Origin of the sequence: Pseudomonas sp. DTU_2021_1001937_2_SI_NGA_ILE_001 (assembly GCF_032463525.1) — a bacterium.
In the GTDB taxonomy this organism is placed as follows: domain Bacteria; phylum Pseudomonadota; class Gammaproteobacteria; order Pseudomonadales; family Pseudomonadaceae; genus Aquipseudomonas.
The window spans coordinates 1,116,378-1,135,809 of the sequence record NZ_CP135971.1; the positions used below are offsets into that span (position 1 = coordinate 1,116,378).

The following is a 19,432-nucleotide window of genomic DNA, read 5'->3' on the forward strand; positions in this document are numbered from 1 at the left end:
GTGGACATGCCCCGCGCGCCGCTGCCGATCAGCGACTTTTCAAGATTTGCCTACGGATCGTTTAAGCATGAACAACATCGAAGACATCTATTCCCTCTCGCCGACGCAGCATGGCCTGCTGTTCCACAGCGTCGTCGAGGCGGATTCGCGGGTGTACTACCAGCAACTGAGCCTGGAGATCCAGGGCCCGCTGGACACCACCGCATTTCGCAGCGCCTGGCAGGCGCTGATGCAGCGCCACGCAGTACTGCGCAGCGCGTTTCTCTGGGAAGACCTGGACGACGCCTACCAGGTGGTGCAGCAGGGCATCGAGCTGCCGCTGAGCCTGCTCGACTGGCGCGCCCGCGATGACCAGCAGGCCGCCCTCGAAGCCCTGGCGCTGGAGCAGCGCGCCCTGCCGCTGGAACTCAACGACGCGCCGCTGATGCGCGTGGCCCTGGTGCGCCTGGCCGAGCAGCGCTGGCACCTGACCTGGACCTTCCACCACATTCTCATGGACGGCTGGAGCGTCGGCATCGCCATCCAGGAATGGTTGGCCCTGTACTACGAAAGCGCCCTGGGCCGCCCCGCCCGGTTGCCAGCCACCCGCCCGTATCGCGACTACATCGCCTGGCTGGCCGAACAGGACATGGCCGCCACCGAGGCCTTCTGGCGCGAGCGCCTGCACGACCTGAACGAACCCACGCCGCTGCCAGACTTCGCCGTGCGCCTGGCACCGCCCACCGGTGCCCCCTTCGCCGAGCGCGAAACCCTGCTGCAAGCCGACGAGACCGAACAGCTGACGCGCTTCGCCCGCCAGCACGGCCTGACCCTCAACACCCTGATCCAGGGCGCCTGGGCCTTGCTGCTGGGCCAGCACGCCGGGCGTGACGACGTAGTCTACGGCGTCACTGTGGCCGGTCGCCCGGAAAGTCTGCCGGGGGTCGAGAGCAGTGTCGGCCTGTTCATCAATACCCTGCCGCTGCGCGTGCAATGGGCCGACAGCCCGGCGCTGGTGGATTGGCTGCACGCCCTGCAACAGGCCAACAGCGACCTGCGCCAGCACGCCTACCTGCCGGTGGGCAAGCTCAAGGCCATGAGCGGCATCGCCGCCGAGCGGGCGCTGTTCGACTCGATTCTGGTGTTCGAGAACTTCCCGGTCACCGACGCCCTCAACCAGGACGCCGACGGGTTGAGCTTCATCGCCCCGCAGCCGGCGCGGACGGTCGATGGCATTACCCACACCCAGGGCCGCAACCATTTCCCGCTGGCGTTGATCGTGGTCCCCGGCGAGCGTCTGAACTACCTGTTCAGCTATGAGCGCCGCCGCTTCAGCGACGCGGAAATCGCCGTGCTCTCGGCGCAACTGCGCGCCCTGCTGCTGGCCATGGCCGCCCAGCCGCACGGCCGGGTGGCCGAACTGGCGTGGGTCAGCCCAGAGGAACAGGCGCAACTGCAGGCCCATGGCCGCGGTGCGCAGCTGCCGGTGCCGACACTGGGCCTGCACCAGCGCTTCGAGCAGCAGGCGCTGACCCACCCCGAGCGAGAGGCACTGCGCGACCGCCAGGGCGCCCTGAGCTATGCCGAACTCGAGCGCCGCGCCAACCAGCTCAGCCAGCACCTGCACAGCCAGGGTATCGGCGCTGGCAGCCTGGTGGCCCTGGGCCTGGAACGCAATGCCGACTTCGTCATCGCCCTGCTGGCCACCCTCAAGGCCGGTGCGGCGTACCTGCCGCTGGACCTCAAGCAACCGGTCGGGCGCCTGGCCGATGTCCTGGCCGACAGCCGCGCCGCGCTGCTGATCGGTGCCACCGCGTCGCCAGCACTGACGCGCCTGGCCGAGCACACCCCGGCGCTGTGGCTGAACGAAGCCGCCGCGCACATTGCCGCGCAACCGGCCCACGCCCCTGATGTACAGCACCCTGCCGACGCGGCGGCCTACGTGATCTATACCTCGGGCTCCACTGGCACACCGAAGGGCGTGGTGGTCGAACACCGCGCCATCGTCGACTACCTGGGCGCCGTTCAGGCCCTGCTCGATGCGCCCGCAGCGGCCCGCTATGCCCTGCTGTCCAGCGTCGCCGCCGACCTCGGCCATACCCAGCTGTTCGGTGCCCTGTGCAGCGGCGCCAGCCTGTTGCTGGTGGATGACGACAGCGCCTTCAGCCCCCTGGCCCTGGCCGAGCTGTTCGAGCAGCAGCCGGTGGACGTGCTGAAGATCACCCCGAGCCATCTCGGCGGCCTGCTGCAGGCCCTGCCGGATGCCCGCCTGCTGCCACGCTCGCGGCTGGTGTTCGGCGGCGATGCGCTGAGCCCCGAGCTGCTCGACAAGGTCCGCAGCCTGGCGCCACACCTGCGCGTGTTCAACCATTACGGGCCCAGCGAAGCCACGGTCGGGGCGATTGCCACCGAACTGCCGGCCGGCCTGCGCAGCATTCCTCTGGGCCGTCCGCTGCCCAACCGCCAGCTGCGCGTGGTCGATGCCCATGGCCAGGCCGTGGCCACCGGGGTCAGCGGCGAGCTGCTGATCGGCGGTGCGCTGGCACGGGGTTACCTGCATCGCCCGGACCTCACCGACGAGCGCTTCAGCGTCGATGCCCAGCAGCAGCGCTGGTACCGCACCGGTGACCGCGTGCGCTGGCTGGAAGATGGCCAACTGGCGTTCCTCGGCCGCGTCGACAGCCAGGTGAAGATTCGCGGCAACCGCCTGGAACTGGGCGAAGTGGAGGCGCAGATCAGGCGCCTGTCGCCGAGCATCGAACAGGTGCTGGTGCGCGCCGTGGAACTGGACGGCAGCCTGCGCCTGGTGGCCTGGCTGGTGGCCAGCCAGAGCCTGTCGCCAGCCAAACTGCGCGACGACCTGGCCATGCGCGTGCCGGACTACATGGTGCCGGCACACTTCATCAGCCTCGACGAACTGCCGCTGAACCGCAACGGCAAGGTCGATGCAAGCCGCCTGCCGCTGCCGGCGCAGCCGGTCGACGACAGCGCCAGCCACGTGGCGCCACGCAACGAGGTGGAAGCGCTGCTGGCGGATATCTGGCAGGACGTGCTCAAGCGCGACCGAGTGGGCGTGCATGACAACTTCTTCGCCTTGGGCGGCGACTCGATCCTCAACCTGCAAATCATCGCCCGTGCCAACCAGCAAGGGCTCAAACTCACCCCGCGCCAGCTGTTCGAGAACCGCACCATCGCCGACATCGCCCGGGTACTGGGCGCCGATGCCAGCGGTGCGGTGGCCGACGCTGCCAGCCAAGGCCTGGAGTTGCCGCTGGGCGCCGGCCAGTGCGCGCGCCTGGACAGCGGCGCGCTGCAAGCCACCTGGCGCTGCGTAGCACTGACCCGGAACCTCGACAACGCCGTGCTGGCTCAGGCGCTCGGCGCCGTACAACAGCACCATCAGGCCCTGCGTCTGGCGCTGCAACGCCCCCCCGAAGGCCACTGGCACCAGCGTGTGCTGGCGCAGGCCCTGGCCCCGCAGGTGGACGTTCGGGATCTCGCCGAACTCGGCCAGGCGCCGCTGCAAGCCCTGGCCGAACAGGCTGTCGAGGGCCTGGCGCTGGACGCCGGGCAGACCCTGCATGCCAGCCTGCTGACGCACAGCGGCCAGCCGTACCTGCTGCTCGCCGCCCACCCGCTGTGCCTGGACGAAGCCTCCTGGCCACTGCTGCTCGACGACCTCAACCTGGCACTGGCGCAGCAGTTGCACCAGCGGCCACTGCGCCTGGCCTACAACGGCGGTGACTTCAGCCGCTGGACCCAGCACCAGCAGGCCTACGCCCAAGGCGATGGCCTGGACGAGGCCTGGGAACACTGGCTGCAGTTCGTCGGCATGGACCTGCTGGCCCTGCCCCCGCCCCAGGAACAGCCCGCGATCGGCGTGGCCGAGCACCGCGTATCAGCCGAGACCTCCCGCGCCCTCAAGCGCCTGCTGGAGATGCTGCAACTGGACTGGAACGCCCTGCTGGCCGCCGCCGTGGCCGAGCAATGGCGCACCCTGGCTGGCAACGGGTTGATCGCCCTGGCCTTGCAGGCAGGACGTCCGCAAGCCGAGCGCCTGGCGGTGAACGCGCCGATCAGCACCGCCGACCTGGAGCCGCAACGCATCATCGGCGCGCTGGAACAGCCCGTACCCTTCTACCTGCAGGTGCAGGGCGACAACCTGCTGCAACGCCTGCAAGCCACCGCTGCGCAGCTGCGTGCCTACCCACAGTTGGGCAGCGACTACGGCGTGCTGCGCTACCTGTCGGACAACAGCTACCTGCAAGAGCCGCTGCGCGACCTGCCGACCCCGCCGATCAGCATCCGTTGGCAAGGCGACCGCGACAGCCATCGCGAACCGCGCGCCGTCATGGGCCGGCTCACCGCTGCCAGCCAGTCGCCTGCACCGGGCAGCGCCCTGGTGCTCGATGCCTGCTGGCAGGATGATTGCCTGCACCTGCACGCCACCGGTGCGCTGGCTGCCGACTGGCTGCCACAGCTGCTGCAGCGCCTGAACGAACTGGCCGCGCTGCTCGCCCAGCCCGAGCTGCGTCCGCACAGTGCGGCGTTCCCGCTGTGCCATCAGCAAGCCGCGACCCTGGCTGCCGAGCCACTGGACTGGGAGAACATCGAAGACCTCTATCCGCTGTCGTCCATGCAACAGGGCATGCTGCTGCACACCCTGCTGCAACCGCACAGCGGCATCTACCTGATGCAGCAGCGCTACAGCTGGGACGGCGACCTGCAACGCCCGGCCATGCAAGCGGCCTGGCAGCTGTTCCTCGAACGTCACCCGATGATGCGCACCGCGTTCTGGTGGCAGGACGACCACGCGCCGCTGCAATGCGTACTGCGCCAGGCCGACCCGGCGTTCGACTGGCAGGACCTGCGCCACCTGGATGCCGACGCCCAGCGCCTGGCCATGGACCAGGCCCTCGAAGCGCAACACCAGCAGGGCTTCGACATGGCCCGTGCGCCGCTGACCCACCTGCGCATCTTCCAGCTCGACGAGCGCCGCTTCGCCGTGGTGCGCAGCTTCCACCACATCCTCACCGATGCCTGGTGCTTCGGCCTGCTGATGGAAGACCTGCTGGCCATCTACCAGGCCATGGTGCGCCACGAGCCGGTCGCACGCCCGCGCCTGCGCTCGTTCCGTGGCTACATGAGCTGGCTGGAACGCCAGGACATGGCGGCTGCGCAGGCCTTCTGGCAGGCCGACCTGGCGGGCTTCAGCGAACCGACCCCGCTGGCCGTGGACACGCCGCTGGCCGACGAGCAGCAGCCCGCTGAAGCAGTCGGCGACCAGGACTGCACCCTGAGCATCAGCCAGACCCGCCGCCTGCAGGAGCTTTGCCAGCATTACCAACTGACCCCCAACACCTGGATTCAGGGCGCCTGGGCCTTGCTGCTGTCGCGCTACAGCGGTAACCGCGACGTGCTGTTCGGCGTCACCGTGGCCGGACGCCCCACCGAGCTGGCCGGGGTCGAGGAAATGGTCGGTATCTTCATCAACAGCCTGCCCCTGCGCGTGGATGTCGACCCACAGGCACCGGTGGCCGAATGGCTGCAGGCGCTGCTGTCGCACAACGCCCGCCTGCGCGAGCATGAAAGCGCTTCGCTGGTGGACATCCAGCGTTGCAGCGACGTGCCACGCGGCCAGGCGCTGTTCGACAGCCTGGTGGTGTTCGAGAACGCGCCGCTGGATATCAGCAGCGTGCAGCTGGACAACTTCAGCATCGATATCTACGAAGACCGGGTGCACACCAACTTCCCGATGACGGTGGTGCTCTACCCCGGTGATCGCCTGGGCATCCGCCTGTCTTACGACACCCGGCGCTTCAGTGCCGACACCGTGCAACGCATGCTCGGGCACCTGGTGCAGTTGCTCGGCGGCATGCTCGAACAGCCCGAGGCGCGGCTCGACACCCTGTGGCTGCTGGCACCGACCGAGCGCCAGCAATTGCTGGTGGACTACAACCGCAGCGATGTCGACTTCCCGCTGCAGCGTGGCTATGCGGCGCTGTTCGCCGAACAGGTGAGCCGGCGCGGGCAGCAGGTGGCCGCCGTATGCCAGGGCGAGTCGCTGAGCTACGCCGAACTGGACCGCCGCAGCAACGCCGTGGCGCATGCCCTGCAAACCGCCGGCGCCGGGCCGGAAACCCTGGTGGCGCTGTTCGCCGAGCGCGGCCTGGCACTGCTGACCCTGATGATCGGCACCCTCAAGGCCGGCGCCGCATTCCAGGCCCTGGACATCCAGCAACCGCCCGCAAGGCTGGCCGAACTGCTGGCCCTCGGCGAAGCACCGCTGCTGCTGGTCTGCGACCAGGCCAGCGCCGTACTCGACCAGGTCCTGCCGAACCTGCAACGCCAGCCCACCTGCCTGGTCGCCCAGCCGCTGTGGCAAGGCGCCGCGCAGCCGGCGGTCAGCTACAACCATGACCCGGACCAGCTGGCCTACGTGATCTTCACCTCGGGTTCCACCGGCCAGCCCAAGGGCGTGATGGTCGAGCAGCGCGGCATGCTCAACAACATGTTCGGCAAGGTCCCGGCGCTGGGCCTGGGCGAGCACGACCGCATCGCCCAGACCGCCTCGCCGGCCTTCGATATCAGCGTCTGGCAGTTCCTCGCCGCGCCGCTGTTCGGCGCCACCGTGCACATCCTGCCCGACGCCCAGGCCCACGATCCGCTGGCACTGCTTGACGCGGTCGAGGCGCATGGCCTGACGCTGCTGGAAACCGTACCGGCGTTGATTCGCGGCATGCTCCAGGAAAGCTCGGCCGACCACCGCCTGGCCAGCCTGCGCTGGCTGCTGCCCACCGGCGAAGCGCTGCCACCGGCACTGGCCCGCGACTGGCTGACGCGCTTCCCCCACGTACCGATGATGAACGCCTACGGCCCGGCCGAATGCTCGGACGACGTGGCCTTCCACGCCATTACCCAAGCCGCGGACGCCGACTGCCTGCACATGCCGATCGGCCTGCCGACCGCCAACAACCAGCTGTTCGTGCTCGATGCCGAGCTGCGCCTGCTGCCGGTGGGCGTGCCGGGCGAGCTGTGCATCGGCGGCGTCGGCGTGGGCCGGGGCTACCTGCGCGACCCGCAGCGCACCCGTGAAGCCTTCGTCGAACACCCCTTCGAGCCTGGAGCACGCCTGTATCGCAGTGGCGACATCGGCCGCTTGCGCGCCGACGGCGTGTTCGAATACCTGGGCCGGCGTGACCAGCAGGTGAAGATCCGTGGCCATCGCATCGAGCTGGGCGAGATCGAAAACCGCCTGATGCAACACCCGGCGGTCAGCAGCGCCGCAGTGCTGGCGCGGCCCGACGCACGGGGTGCCTTGCAACTGGTGGCCTGGTACGTGCTGGAGGATGACGCCGCGCTGGACGCCGACGCGGCGCAGGCGGTGCTCAGCACCTACCTGGGCGAGCAACTGGCGGCCTACATGCTGCCGGCGCGCTGGGTGAACCTGGCACAGCTGCCGCTGAACGCCAACGGCAAGGTCGACCGCCGTGCCCTGGCGGCCCTCGACCTGCCGCAGGACCAGCAGCCGCAGGATCTGCCGGCGGCGCCGCGCAGTGACACCGAGAAAGTGCTGGCCGAACTGTGGCAGCAGCTGCTCGGCCTGGACAGCGTGAGCGTGCACGACGACTTCTTCGCCATTGGCGGGCACTCGTTGCTGGCGACCCAGATGCTGTCACGTATTCGCCGCCACCTGGCGGTGGACCTGCCGCTGCGCACGCTGTTCGAAGGCGGCACCCTGGAGCAACTGGCCCAGGCCGTGGAGCGCCAGCGCGAGGCACAGGGCGCCGTCGAGCCAGGCAGCGAGATGGTGCCGGTGCCGCGTGACCAGCAGTTGCCGCTGTCCTTCGCCCAGCAACGACTGTGGTTCCTCGACCGCCTGGAAGGCCCGAGCGCGGCCTACAACATGGGCTCGGTGGTACGCCTGCGCGGCGCGCTGAACGTCGCGGCGCTGCAAGCGGCCTTGCACAGCGTGCTGGAGCGCCATGAAGCGCTGCGTACTGCCTTCCAGCTGGTTGGCGAGCAGCCCTGCCAGGTCATCGCGCCCGTACCGGCCCTGGACCTGACGCCCACCGACCTCAGCCAGCTGGTAGGCGAGGCGCAGCAGCAGGCATTGCAGCGTCTGATCGACGAACAGGCCGCCCGGCCGTTCGACCTGCAACAGGCCCCGATGCTGCGTGCCAGCCTGCTGCGCCTGGGCGCTGACGACCACGTACTGCAACTGGTGCTGCACCACATCGCCACCGATGCCTGGTCGATGGGCATCCTGATGCGTGAGCTGATTACCGCTTACCTGGCCTTCAGCCAGGGCCACACGCCGGACCTCGCTCCGCTGCCGATCCAGTACGCCGACTACGCCCACTGGCAGCGCAGCCCGGCGCAGCAGCGTTTGCTGGCCCAGGCCATCGACTACTGGCGCCACCAGCTGGCCGGTGCACCGACGCTGATCCCGCTGCCGCTGGACTACCCGCGCCCGGCGCGCCCGGACTACCAGGGTGCCGCCCTGCAGCAGCGCTTCAGCGCGGCGCAGACCCAGGCCCTGAAGGCCTACGCCCAGGCGCACAAGGCCACGCTGTTCATGGTCCTGCTCAACGCCTTCAACAGCCTGATGCAGCGGGCCACCGGCGCGCAGGACTTCATCGTCGGCACCGACCTGGCCAACCGCGAACATCCGGCATTGGAAAACCTCATCGGCTTCTTCGTCAACGTACTGCCGATCCGCGCCCGACTGGACGCTGGCGAGCGCTTCGACACCCGCCTGCAACGCCTGCGTGACGACTGCCTGGCAGCCTTCCAGCATCAGCAGGTGCCGTTCGACAAGCTGGTCGAGACCCTGCAACCGCCACGTCAGCCAGGCGTCAACCCGCTGGTGCAGGTGCTGTTCGTGATGCAGAACACCCCCGGCGACCAGGCCCACCTGCCGGGCCTGGAGGTACAGGACTACCTGCAGGCGGGCCAGCAGAGCAGCAAATTCGACCTCGCGGTGTTCGTCGAAGAAGACGACGACCAAGGCCTGAGCGTGCGCTGGGTGTACCGCACCAGCGTGCTCGGCGCCGCCACCGTTCAGCGCCTGGAACAAGGCTTCGACACCCTCTTGGAGCGCATCATGACCGCACCCGAAAACGCCCTGGAAGACTGGCAGTGGCGCCTGCAGGATGGCCACGACCCGGCCGCCGCCCACCCGGCTGCAGCGCCAGCCGACGACGCCGCGGCGCGCAGCGCACGCAAGCTGTCGAAGATGAGCAAGCTCAAGCAGACTCGCGCCAGCGCCGTCAGCCAACTGGCCCATGAACAGGTGCGCACCCGCGCACTGGTCGAAGGCCAGGCATTGCCCCTGGTGATCGAACCGCTGCTGGGCGACCTCGACCCGGCACACTGGGCGCAGCAGGCCCGGCCGTGGATCAACGAGCAGCTGCGCACCCACGGTGGCCTGCTGTTCCGTGGTTTCGACCTGCCCGACGCCAGCGCCTTCGAACGCTTTGCCCAAGCCATCGAGCCGGACCTGTACGGCACCTACGGCGACCTGCCGAAGAACACCTCGGGCAAGAACATCTACCACTCCACGCCGTACCCGGAACAGCACATGATCCTGTTCCACAACGAGAGCTCGCACCTGCCGCAGTGGCCGCGCAAGCAATGGTTCTTCTGCGAGATCCCGTCGCCGGTCGGCGGCTGCACGCCGATCGTCGACTGCCGCCAGGTACTGACGCGCCTGCCCGAGACCATCGTCGACCGTCTCAAGGCCCAGGGCCTGCTGTACGTGCGGCACTTCACCGACAAGCTGGACGTACGCTGGCAGGACTTCTTCAAGACCGAGGACCGCAGCGAGGTCGAGCGCCAGTGCCGTGACAGCGGCATGCAGTGGCAATGGCTGGGAGACGACAACCTGCGCATCGCCCAGCACTGCCCGGCCATCGTCGCCCATCCGGACACCGGCGAGCTGGCGTTCTTCAACCAGGTGCAACTGCACCACCCGGCGTGCCTGGAACCGGAGGTGCGCAGCAACCTGATCAACCTGTTCGGCCTCGGCAACCTGCCACGCAATGTCTACTACGGCGATGGCAGCGTGATCGAAGACGAGGTGATGGCGGTGATCGGTGAGGCCTACGAGGCCTGCGCGGTACGCTTCAAATGGCACAAAGGCGACATGGTGATGCTCGACAACATGCTGGTGGCGCACGCCCGCGACCCGTTCGAGGGCGAACGCAAGATCTGCGTTGCCATGGGCCAGATGATGAATCGCCAGCAGTTGGAGGCCTGTCAGCCCGCGCCACAGCACACCGAGGAGCAGGCATGAACGCATTCGAATCCCGCGATGAAGCCTTCGCCCTGTCGCCGCAGCAACGTCGCCAGTGGCTGGGCGGCCTGCCGGCCCCCCGCCTGCACCTGGAGGTGACCGGCGAACTGCCATTGGCGGCGTTGCAGGCGCGCCTGGCCGCGTTGTGCGACAGCCATGAAGCCTTGCGTTTGCAGGTGCGCCCGCAGCCGGGCCTGCAAGTGCCCTTGCAGGGGGTCGCCGAGCATGCCGCAGAGGCTATCGGCATCGAGGTCGAGGCGCTGAGCGATGGCCGCCAGCGCCTGAGCCTGCAACTGCCGGCCCTGGCCGCCGATCGCGGCACCCTGCTGCGCCTGGCCGCGGCCCTGGCGGCGCACGCGCTGCCGCCGGTCGATGACGAGGCCATGACGTACACCCAGTACAGCGCCTGGCTGCAGGAACTGCAGGCCGACGAAGACGCCGAACTGGGCCGCCGCTTCTGGGCGGGTCAGGCCGTGGCCGAACAGGCCGGCAGCGAGCTGCTCTATCGCCAGGTGCGGCACGACCAGAGCGATGTACCGCAGACCACCGAATGCCTGGCCGGCCAGGCCTTGAGCACGGCGCTGGACCGCTATTGCCAACGCCATGCGGCCAACCCCGAGCAGGTGCTGATGAGCGCCTGGGGGGTGCTGCTGCAACGCCTGAGCAGCACCGACATGCCTGCCCTGACGCTCAACTGGGTGCATGACTGCCGTGACGACTACGAGGAACTGACCGACTGCTGGGGCCTGTTCGCCAAGCCCCTGCCGTTGCGCTTCGCAGCCACTGGCGAAGGCCGCTTCGCCGAGGTCCTGGCAGACCTGCAAGCGCGTTGCGAGCAGGCCGGCGAATGGCAGGAGTACGGTCATGCCGCCGAGCAGGCTCGCTACGGCTTTCAGTGGAGCCAACCGGTGGCGCCGCGTTACCCCCTCCTGGGCAGCCAGGCCTCGAGCTTCCGGGTGCTGGAATTGCACGCGCCCGTGCCAGGCATCGAATTGCTGCTGCGCGTCGAACCCACCGAGGGCGACTATCGCCTGAGCCTGCAACATGCGCCGAGCCGCTACAGCGAGCGGGCCGCACGGGTGCTGCTCGAACAATTGCAGGCGCTGCTGGCCGATGCCCTGAGCGAAGCCGACAAACCCTTGGCCGAACTGTCGCTGCATTCACCGAGTTTCGCCGCGTCCCTGGCCGAATTGCACCGCCCGGCGACACCCGCCGCCTTCGTCAGCGTACCGGCGGGCTTCAGCCGCTGCGCCGCGCTGTATCCCGACCAGCTGGCGCTGCGCGACCCGCAGCAGGCGCTCAGCTATGCCGAACTGGACGCACGCAGCAACCGGCTGGCGCACTACCTGCGCGCCCAAGGCGTGGGTCGCGAGGATCGCGTGGCGCTGTACCTGGAGCGCTCCGCGAGTATGGTCATGGCCATGCTTGCCGTGCACAAGTGCGGCGCGGCGTTCGTGCCGCTGGATGTCCAGCAGCCGGCGCAACGTGCCTTGGCCATCCTGCAACAGGCGCAACCGGCCTGGGTCATCAGCGGCGCAGCCGGCCCCGCCCCGGCGCTGGCCAGTGCCGGCAGCCTCGACCTGGGCGACACCGAGGCCTGGCACGGCTATTCGCCAGCAGCGCTGGACGTCGAGGTGCAGGCGCAGGATGCCGCCTACGTGCTGTTCACCTCTGGCAGCACCGGCACCCCCAAGGGCGTGGTCGTCGAGCACGGCCAGCTGGCCAGTTACATCGCCAGCATCACCCGGCGCCTGGACCTGCAGCCGGGCCAGCGCAGCGCCGTGGTCACCGCCCTGGCTGCCGATCTGGGCTACACCCTGCTGTTCCCGGCGCTGCTCAGCGGCGGTGAATTGCATGTGCTGGACAAGGACACCGCGATGAACGCCCAGGCCTGGGCGCAGTGGCAGGCCGACTACCCCGCCGACCACCTGAAGATCGTGCCCTCGCTGCTCGAAGCCTGGTTGCAGCACCACCACAGCGCCGCCGTGCTGCCGCGCCGGCAGCTGATTCTTGGCGGTGAACCCAGCCCACCGCGCCTGCTCAAGGCCTTGCACGCACTGGCGCCGGACCTGGTGGTGTTCAACCACTACGGCCCCACCGAGACCACCATTGGCGTGGCCATGCAGCGCCTCGACCCGGCCGTCGATTACCGGCGCCTGCCGCTCAGCGAGCGCCTGGACGGCATGCGCCTGTACCTGCTCGATGCACAAGGGCAGCAGGTGGCGCCAGGCATCGACGCCGAACTCTACATCGCCGGCCCGCAGCTGGCGCGCGGCTACCTGGATGCGCAGCAGGACCAGGGACGCTTCGTCGAGCGCGAGGGCGAACGCCTGTACCGCACGGGCGACCGGGCGCTCTATAACGTCGATGGCAGCGTGGAAATCACCGGGCGCGCCGACCGCCAGGTGAAGATCCGAGGCTTTCGCGTCGAACTGGACGAGATCCAGGCGCAGCTGGCCAGCCTGCCCGGCGTGGCCCAGGCGGCGGTGGAGTGCCTGGCCAAAGGTGAGCTGGGCCAGCAGTTGTTCGCCTTCCTGACCCTGGCGCCGGAGCATTCGCCCAGCGTTGCGCAATTGCACGGCCAGGCCCAGGACCGCCTACCGGACTACATGCTGCCGACGCTGCGCATCGTCGAAGCCCTGCCGTTGATGAGCAACGGCAAGCTCGACCGCAAGACCCTGCAGCAGTGGGCCGACAAGGTTCTCGACAGCGTCGGCAGCGCGCAGCCGCGTACGCCGCTGGAAGCGCTGCTGGCCGAGGTCTGGGCGCAGGTGCTGGGCCTGGAACGGGTCGGTATCGACGATGACTTCTTCGAACTGGGCGGCCATTCCCTCGCCGCCGTGACCCTGGCCAGCCGCCTGCAGACCGTGCTGGCGGCGCCGGTGACGGTCAACGCGGTGTTCAGCGCGCCCAGCGTCGCCGCCTTCGCCGCCCTGGTGCAGGCCGAGCTGCAGCTTTCACCGCTGGTGCGCCTGGCGGTGCACGACCCGGCAGCCCTGAACCTGTTCTGCTTCCACCCGTCCACCGGGCATGTGCAGGACTACCGCGCCCTGCGTGCGCCGCTGCCGACCTGGAACCTCTGGGGTTTGCAGGCCGCCTACCTGGGCGAGGACAGCAGCACGCTGACGGGCGACATCGACAGCCTGGCAGCGGGTTACGTCGAGCAACTGCGTGGCCAGCAACCGCACGGCCCGTATCACCTGCTGGGCTTCTCGCTGGGCGGGCTGCTGGCGATTGCGGCGGCTGCGCTGCTGGAGCGCCAGGGGGAGCGCGTGGCATTTCTTGGCATCGTCGATTCGCAGTACCAGCATCAGACTTCGCCAGACAGCGTCGACGCCCTGCTCGCCGAAGCATCGCCTGCCTTGAGCGCCGACAGCCAGGTGCGCCTGCAGCAATTGCCAACCGAGCTGCGCGCGGCGCTGGTCGCGCAGCTCGAAGCCCTGCCGGCGAGCGAGCGCCTGGCCGCACTGGTGCAATGGGCTCGCCAGCAGGGCCTGCAACTGCAGGACGACAGCTGGGAACACCTGCAAGTGCGTCTGCGTTACCAGCAGCACACGCAGCATCTGTTGGCGACCTTCCAGCCTCCCCGGTTAAGCTGTGACGTTCATGTCTGGTGGGCCAGCGCCACGCTGGCCGACAGCGACTTCGTCGACCCGCAGTGGGAGCGCCTGAGCCAAGGGCGACTGACCCGTGCGGTGCTCCAGGCACAACACCTGACCATCCTCGAACAGCCCGCCCTGCATCAGCAGCTGGGCGAGCTGCTCGAGGCTTCACGCCAACACGGAGCGGTTTGAATGGATCTTCTGATACTCATGGCCCGGCGTTCATGGCGCGCACTGCTGATCGCGACCGTGACCGGGCTGGTCTGCGGCCTGGCGGCAGCGGGCCTGATTGCCAACATCAACCACAGCCTGGAAGTGTTCGACCAGTTGCAGCCCTCGACCGGCTGGTACTTCGCCGCGCTGGTGCTGTTGGTCGCGGTGTCGCGGGTCATCTCCGACGTCAGCCTGCTGCGCCTGGGCCAGGGGGCGGTGCATGACATGCGCCTGCACCTGAGCGCCAAGCTGATCGACACCCCCTACGCGCAGTTGCAGCGCCTGGGCAAGCACCGCCTGCTGGCGATGCTCACCGACGACACGCAGACCATCAGCCAGGCCGTGGAGCTGGTGCCGATCCTGCTGGTCAATGCCGGGATCATCATCGCCTGCCTGGGCTACCTGGGCTGGTTGAGCCTGCCCCTGCTGGGCCTGACCCTGGCGCTGATCGTGCTGGGCTGCCTGAGCTTCAACTGGCCGCAGCGCTGGGCACTGGGGTCGATCACCCGGGCCCGCGAGCTGAAGGACCAGCTGTTCGATCAATACCGCCTGCTCACCGACGGCAGCAAGGAGCTGCAGCTCAACCACCCGCGCCGCCAGCACTTTTTCGAGCGCCTGCTGCTGCCGGTAAGCCGCCAGTATCGCCAGGACTTCGTGCGTGGCATGAGCATCTACGCGCTGGTGATGAACTGGGGCAACGTGGTGTTCTACCTGCTGATCGGCGTGGTGCTGTTCGTCGCGCCGCAGTTCATCGAACTGAGCGCCAGCCTGGTGACCGGCTACATCCTGGCGATTCTGTACATGATCACCCCGCTGTCGGAGCTGATGCATGCGCTGCCCACCTTGGGCCGCGCCAGCGTCGCGCTGCACAAGATCCGCGCCCTGGAAGGTGAAATGCAGGGGGCCAAGGAGAACCTCGAGACGATCCCGCCGACCCAGGTGCGCAGCCTGGTGTGCCGCCAGGTGGCGCACACCTACTACCGCGAGCGCGAAGACGGGCACTTCACCCTCGGCCCGGTCGACCTGACCCTGCATGCCGGAGAAACGGTGTTCATCACCGGCGGCAACGGCAGCGGCAAGACCACCCTGGCCATGCTGCTGACCGGCCTTTATCGCCCGGAAAGCGGCGATATCGTACTCGACCAGCAGGTGTCATCGGTGACTGACAACCACCACTACCGCCAGCACTTCTCGGCGATCTTCACCGACTTCTGCCTGTTCGAGAACCTGCTGCAGGGGGACGACCCGCAGCGCATGCAGCAGGCCCGGGAATACCTGGAACACCTGCAGCTGGACCACAAGGTGCAGATCGAGAATGGCCAGCTGACCACCCTGGCGCTGTCCACCGGCCAGCGCAAACGCCTGGCCCTGCTCGGCGCCTGGCTCGACGACCGGCCCTGCTACCTGTTCGATGAGTGGGCGGCGGACCAGGACCCGGTGTTCAAGCACTTCTTCTACCACCGCATCCTTTCGGACCTGCGCGAGCGCGGCAAGCTGGTGATCGTGATTTCCCACGACGACGCGTATTTTGGCCTGGCGGATCGTCTGATCCGCATCGAAAACGGCGCCCTCAGCGAAATCGGCGCCCGCCCCAGCACGCCGGCCAAGGCCCCTGCCGAAGCCGCTTCATTGCTGTAAGGGCAATACAGGTCAGTTAGCCGTCATGTGTCTCAGTAGGAGCCAACTGTCTTTCACCGAAGATCGACCAACGGTCAAATTGCACCCTCTCGCCATGGTGCACCATCTCGCACCATGGCGTTTAACCTCACCAGCAGGACTCGCATGCACGCCGTCAGCGCCACCTTCGCGCACTTACCTCGGGCGCGAAGTTGAGCGTATCGGTTCTTGAAGTCCTCGTTGTAACGGACCATCACCAAGGTACTCATGTACATCGCACGGCGTAGCTTCGCGCGTCCGCCGTAAATGTGCCGGTTACCGCGCTTAGTCCCACTGTCGTTGTTGTAAGGCGCCACTCCTGCCAAGGCCGCCACCTGTCCACGACTCAGATCCCCCAGCTCGGGCAGATAGCAAAACAGGCTGGAGATCGACACCGCGCCGATGCCTTTGATCGCTTGCAGGCGGTCCACCAAGGCCCCATCGACCTGTCGAGTCTGTGCAGCAATGCGTCGGTCTGCTGCCTTGATCATCTCTTGGATTTTGGCATTGAGCTCCCGATAGGCCTGCTGCACTTCAGGTTCTTGCGCTTGTTGAATACGGCGACGGTTGTCATCACGCTGCTGAACGAAGGCGTCACGCTGGTTCACCAGTTCGGTCAACTTATCGCGCGCTTCATCGGCCACCACAAACTCTTTCTTTCGCAAGGCATGGGCGAACATGGCCAGCATCTGCGCATCGATCGAGTCGGTTTTGGCTTGCTTGCCCATGGCCAGAGCGAACTGGCGAGCACGCAGCGGATTGATACGCATGACCTTGAATCTGGCCTTGGCCAGGAGTTTGACCGATAACCTTTCATAGCCGCCTGTGGCCTCAACCAGTACCTGCTCGACCCGGTTATCACTCAACCATTGGATAAGCTGGTGGATTCCTTCAGAGGTGTTGGTGGTGCAGAAGCTATTGCTCTGGGGATACAGCGCAATCTGCAGGGTATCTTTGGCGACATCGATTCCGGCGTAGGCGGTCATAAGAAAAACCTCTAGGCTTAAGGGCGAGAGGTCACTCTGAACGGGCTCACGCTTGTTGTTCGAGGTCGGACTCAGTCAACTGTTCGAGCTTGGAGTCAGAGTGAAAAGAGTGGATGGCAGTTGGGCTCCTACACGTGCTCCAGGGCACCGCGGCTTAACAGTTGCCATCCACCCCTCTCACCTCTGACTTTACCCTGTCGAAAGACACAAGCGGCTTTAGCCGCGAAGCGACCGCATGTTCACAACAGATGCAGCGAATTTCCCGGCGCTTTCGCGGCTGAAGCCGCTCCTACGCGGCCTAACTGACCAGTATTGGCGTAAGGGAGGATGCGCGGTGCATGCGCCGAATCTAAAGATCCAGGAAGTCGTCGTTGTCCTGATAATGGTTCAGCGCCTTCACGTAGTCGGCATACGTGGCATCAGGCTTCTGCTTCTGTGCCAGCATCACCACATCCACGAATGACTCGCCGGAATACAGATAACTGAGCGACTCGCGCCGAACGGATGGCGGATAGATTTCCTTATCGTCGATGACCTCGGGATATCCGGCAATAAAATAGCGAGCGCTGATCTCCAGCGCGTCACGGTCCTCGCCGTAAACACAGAAGTTATCGTCCTGTGTCCCGGACGCTTTGACAGCGTCGATGAGTTCGGCAAGGGAGTGGTACTGGTCTCGTGCAAGCATGTCATCACTCCGGCTACGAAGGCCTGCGCACGACCTTGCCGCAGGCGCCTCACGTGTTTACTGGCCCCGTACACACCGTTCGATGCCGATGAGCGAACAGGCTGTAGGGGCTTCAGAAGGCTTTTGCGCGGCTGAAGCCGCGCTTTAAGGTCGAGAGGCGGTCAGGCCGACGAGACCTCTTCGGCCCTTTCGGCACAGCTGCGGCTGCGCACCGGGCAGTCGCTCGACGCGTTGTGCAGGTTCAGCGCGGTATTGATGATGCCGATATGGCTGAACGCCTGGGGGAAGTTGCCGAGCATGCGCTTGTCCTTGACGTCGTATTGCTCGGCCAGCAGCCCGACATCGTTGCACAGCCCGCACAGCCGCTCGAACAGTGCCCGGGCTTCGTCCAGACGACCAAGCAGCACGTAGACGTCGGCCAGCCAGAACGAACAGACCAGGAAGGTCCCCTCGCCGCCCTTGACCCCATCGGCGCTGCGTTCGGCGTCGTAGCGCAGCAGCAGGCCGTCCTGCATCAGCTGGCGTTCGATCAGCGCCACGGTGCCGATCACTCGCGGATCATCGGCCGGCAGGAATCCGGTCAGGGCAATCTGCAACAGGCTGGCGTCGACTTCCTTGGCACCGTAGAACTGTACGAAGCTGTTGAGTTCATGATCGAAGCCGTTGCGGCAGACATCTGCATGGATTTCTTCGGCCACCTGGCGGCAGCGTGCCGCCAGGCGACGGTCCCGATCACTGCTGGCGTTCTGGCTCAGTTGTCGGGCATTGCGGTCGAAGGCCACCCAGGCCATGACCTTGGAGTGGGTGAAATGCCGGGGTTCGCAGCGGATCTCCCAGATACCGGCATCGGGCTGGCGCCAGACCTTTTCCAGATACGGCATCACCAGGCGGGTCATGCCGATACCTCGTGGATGCGGGGGCATGCCGCTGCGCATGGCGTGGGTCATGGCATCGGCCACTTCGCCGAACACGTCGAGCTGCACTTGCGTTGCCGCACCATTGCCGACCCGTACGGGCTGGGAGTTCTCATAGCCGGACAACCATGGCAGTTCGTACTCCTGCAAGCGCCGCTCGCCACCCAGGCCGTACATGATCTGGATCTGCTCGGGGTTACCGGCAATCGAACGCAACAGCCAGTCGTGCCAGGCGGTGGCTTCCTCCAGATAACCCAGGTTGATGAACGCCAGCAGGGTCATGGTCGCGTCACGCAGCCAGCAGTAGCGATAGTCCCAGTTGCGCTCGCCGCCCAATTCTTCGGGTAGCGAGGTGGTGACCGCCGCCACGATGCCGCCGGTGGGTGCGTAGGTCATGGCCTTGAGGGTGATCAGCGAGCGCTTGACCTGCTCGCTCCACTCGCCGACTGGCGGGCAATGCCCGGAGAAGTCACGCCAGAAGCGGGTGGTGTGCTCATAGGCCTCGTCGACGTCCAGCGCCGGACGCAGGCTTTCGTTGGAGGGCTGCCAGCCCAGGCAGAAGGTCTTGGTTTCACCGGCGGCGACAACGAAGCGGCTGCCGGTGTGGTGATCCCGGGGGTGCAGGTCGACCGGGCTGCGCAGCACCAGCATCTCCGGTCCGGCCACGGCAGTGAGGGTATGCGGCTCGCGGCGTTCCACCCAAGGTACGGTGCTGCCGTAGTCGAAGCGAATCGCCAGGTCCATGAGGAATTCCACCTGGCCTTCCAGCCCTACCACCCGGCGCACCACATCGCCCTGGGTGTCCATGGGCATGAAGTCCACCAGCATGGCGCGCCCGGTGGGCGTATGAAATTCGGTTTCCAGGGTCAGCGTGCCGTCCTGATAGCGTCGCTCGACACGCAGCACCTCGGCACTGGGGGCGATCTTCCAGCAGCCGTTGTCGCTGTCACCCAGCAGCGCGGCGAAGCAGGCCGGCGAGTCGAAACGCGGAAAGCACAACCAGTCCAGCGAACCGTCACGTGATACCAGTGCGGCGGTCTTGCAGTTGCCTAGCAGGGCATAGTCTTCAATCAGTACGGCCATGGCAGATTATCCCTCTA

The 19,432-nt window shown here is 67.0% G+C and carries 6 protein-coding genes; 3 read left to right on the plus strand and 3 right to left on the minus strand.

Translation table 11 applies throughout. From position 1 onward, the window contains the following. The first annotated feature begins 67 nt into the window (after positions 1-67). Genes RRX38_RS04355 through RRX38_RS04365 form a run of 3 tightly spaced genes read left to right on the plus strand, consistent with a single transcriptional unit; the run spans position 68 to position 15,729 of the window. A complete protein-coding gene (locus RRX38_RS04355) occupies positions 68-10,276 on the plus strand; it encodes a non-ribosomal peptide synthetase (protein WP_315961693.1) in 10,209 nt (3,402 codons plus the stop codon). Then, positions 10,273-14,070 carry an amino acid adenylation domain-containing protein gene (locus RRX38_RS04360; protein ID WP_315961694.1) on the plus strand — a complete coding sequence of 1,266 codons (3,798 nt, stop codon included), beginning with the start codon at positions 10,273-10,275 and terminating at the stop codon, positions 14,068-14,070. Before RRX38_RS04355 ends, RRX38_RS04360 begins: the two co-directional genes overlap by 4 nt. Continuing rightward, a complete protein-coding gene (locus tag RRX38_RS04365; protein ID WP_315961695.1) occupies positions 14,071-15,729 on the plus strand; it encodes a cyclic peptide export ABC transporter in 1,659 nt (552 codons plus the stop codon). Between the two features lie 74 nt (positions 15,730-15,803). On the opposite strand, the gene RRX38_RS04370 is transcribed toward RRX38_RS04365, so the two are convergent. The 3 genes from RRX38_RS04370 to RRX38_RS04380 form a co-directional block, all read right to left on the minus strand. Continuing rightward, complete coding sequence (locus tag RRX38_RS04370) at positions 15,804-16,733, minus strand: IS110 family transposase (RefSeq protein ID WP_315959592.1); 930 nt, start codon at positions 16,731-16,733, stop codon at positions 15,804-15,806. 349 nt (positions 16,734-17,082) lie between these two features. Next, a complete protein-coding gene (locus tag RRX38_RS04375) occupies positions 17,083-17,418 on the minus strand; it encodes a hypothetical protein (protein WP_315961696.1) in 336 nt (111 codons plus the stop codon). Between the two features lie 161 nt (positions 17,419-17,579). Then, positions 17,580-19,415 carry a glycoside hydrolase family 15 protein gene (locus RRX38_RS04380; protein WP_315961697.1) on the minus strand — a complete coding sequence of 612 codons (1,836 nt, stop codon included), beginning with the start codon at positions 19,413-19,415 and terminating at the stop codon, positions 17,580-17,582. Positions 19,416-19,432: the final 17 nt, after the last annotated feature.